The organism is Pseudoalteromonas sp. SG44-5 (genome assembly GCF_014164175.1).
Taxonomy (GTDB): Bacteria; Pseudomonadota; Gammaproteobacteria; order Enterobacterales; family Alteromonadaceae; genus Pseudoalteromonas; species Pseudoalteromonas nigrifaciens.
This window is the reverse complement of the sequence record NZ_JACJES010000048.1, coordinates 1-1907: the sequence shown is the minus strand read 5'-3', so window position 1 is coordinate 1907 and position 1907 is coordinate 1. Positions and strand designations below refer to the sequence as shown.

Here is a 1907-nt window from a genome sequence, read left to right as displayed (position 1 = left end):
TTGTATAAAATTGCCGTCCCTATTCAGCCTCAGCCAACTGACCCAAGTGAGCCAACATTTATGTGTGCAAAACCATTGGGTGATGAACCAGAACCAGAGCCAGAAAAAGATCCTGATTGCCCAGAACCAACCGACAATGACCCGTTTGTTTTTGGTAGTGGTGGCGGTCAAACGAGTGTTTGTTTTCCTGCTGGTAATGGCCGTCAATGTGAAATAAAAACTGATGCTTACGGTGGTTATAACATCCCTGTTTCTTATGGTTCGGCTGAGCCTGTTTCATGCGTTCCCGACCCTGAGCCAGAACCTGAGCCAGAGCCAGAGCCAGAGCCAGAACCTGAGCCTGAATCTGAGCCAGAACCAGAAACGCCCGACCCTGATAAAACGCCAGACCCAGATGAAAGGCCAGCGCCAGAAGACACCGACCCAAGCACAAGCCCAGACTCAATTGGTGCATTGAATAAAGTTAACAAGAATTTAGATTCTATTAATAAAAATATGGTTGCTGGTATTGAATCCCATGAACAAAGGTTAGACCGCATGGCCAAAGAGACACAAAACTCTAACGAGTTACTTTCTCATATAAGAACAAATACTAAAGATGCTACTAATGGGATTAAGCTTACTAACGGCCTTGTGGATGACTTAATAAAAGCTGAGGTTGCTGGTAATAAGGTTATTAGCGATATAAAAAAAGGCCAAGATGATGGTTTGGCCTTACTTGAAGAGCTTAGAGAGAATACTGAAAAAGATATGTTTGACGTTCAAACAACCAGAAAAGACCCTAATAAAGGTTTGAATTCCGTATTTACTCAGCAGGATATTGAAAAATTACAGGCTGATATTGAAGAGAAAAAAGTCGAATTTTCTGATTATATAAAGCAAATTCAAACCGAATTGGGTGAGGTTCTTGAGTTTAATATCACTATTGATGGCGGTTATGAAGAGCGAATTGTTGAGGTGAAAGGCGTTAAATTGGATTTAGGTTTGGAACGAATATCTAGCTTTTTTAAGCTGTTAGCACCTGCTATTTTACTTATTGCCACTATGACTGCTATTTTTATTTTATTGGGGTCTAAAGAATGAAAATTAAATTTATTTTACTTTGCATGTTTTTTTTACCGTTTTTCGTTCTTGCTAACGAGCCTTCTGGTTTAGCTGTTTTTGCTCAGAAGACAGGTGATTTCTTTACTGATACATGGGCTTTTTTTGATGATGATGTACCTAGTTTCTTAAAGCGAAGTGCTATTTATATTGCTGAACAAGCTGTTATGTTTAAAATTAAAGCCCAAATTGAAACCATTAAATTTGCTTGGTCTGTTGCAAAGGCTGTCTTAGAGAACTTTGAGGTTTCATCTAAGATTGTTGCTGCTGCTGATTCCCTACCCCAAGATGTAAAGGCCGCGCTTGTTGATATGCGTTTATTTGATGGGCTTACTATTGTTGTTCAAGCTCTTGCAACTAGATATGTATTAAGGTTTTTATAATGGCTAGTTCAATATTTCACGGTGCACCAGGTTCTTTTAAGTCAGCTAGCGCAACATGGTTTGAAGTGTTGCCAGCACTTAGAAAAGGTCGCTTAGTTGTTACCAACATCGAAGGTATTTTACCGCTTGAAGAGATAGAAACCGAGTTACAAGAAACATTCCCAGAAACAGCTCAACTGTGGCGCTTATCATCACAAAATAGCGAAGGGCAAAGTCTTTGGCGAAATTGGTATCACTGGATGCCAACGGGTGCATTAGTTTTAATTGATGAAGTGCAAGACGTTTACCCAACCGAAGTAACGTTTAAACCTGAATCTTGTAACTATAAACACATAGACACTTACAAGGATTTGATACCCGAGCATTGGTATAAATATCACTATGAACAACTAGAAAAATTTAAACCTGAGAACTTAACCAGCG

2 protein-coding genes and 1 pseudogene are annotated in these 1907 nt (G+C 39.3%); all 3 read left to right on the top strand.

From position 1 onward, the window contains the following. A pseudogene (locus tag H5079_RS18070) lies at positions 1-1083 on the top strand (hypothetical protein); the annotation flags it as partial. Next, complete coding sequence (locus H5079_RS18065) at positions 1080-1484, top strand: DUF2523 family protein (protein ID WP_182684613.1); 405 nt, start codon at positions 1080-1082, stop codon at positions 1482-1484. The pseudogene H5079_RS18070 and the gene H5079_RS18065, both read left to right, overlap by 4 nt. After that, positions 1484-1907, top strand: a 424-nt coding sequence (locus H5079_RS18060; RefSeq protein ID WP_310736340.1) for a zonular occludens toxin domain-containing protein, incomplete at its 3' end; no start/stop codon positions are given. The genes H5079_RS18065 and H5079_RS18060, both read left to right, overlap by 1 nt.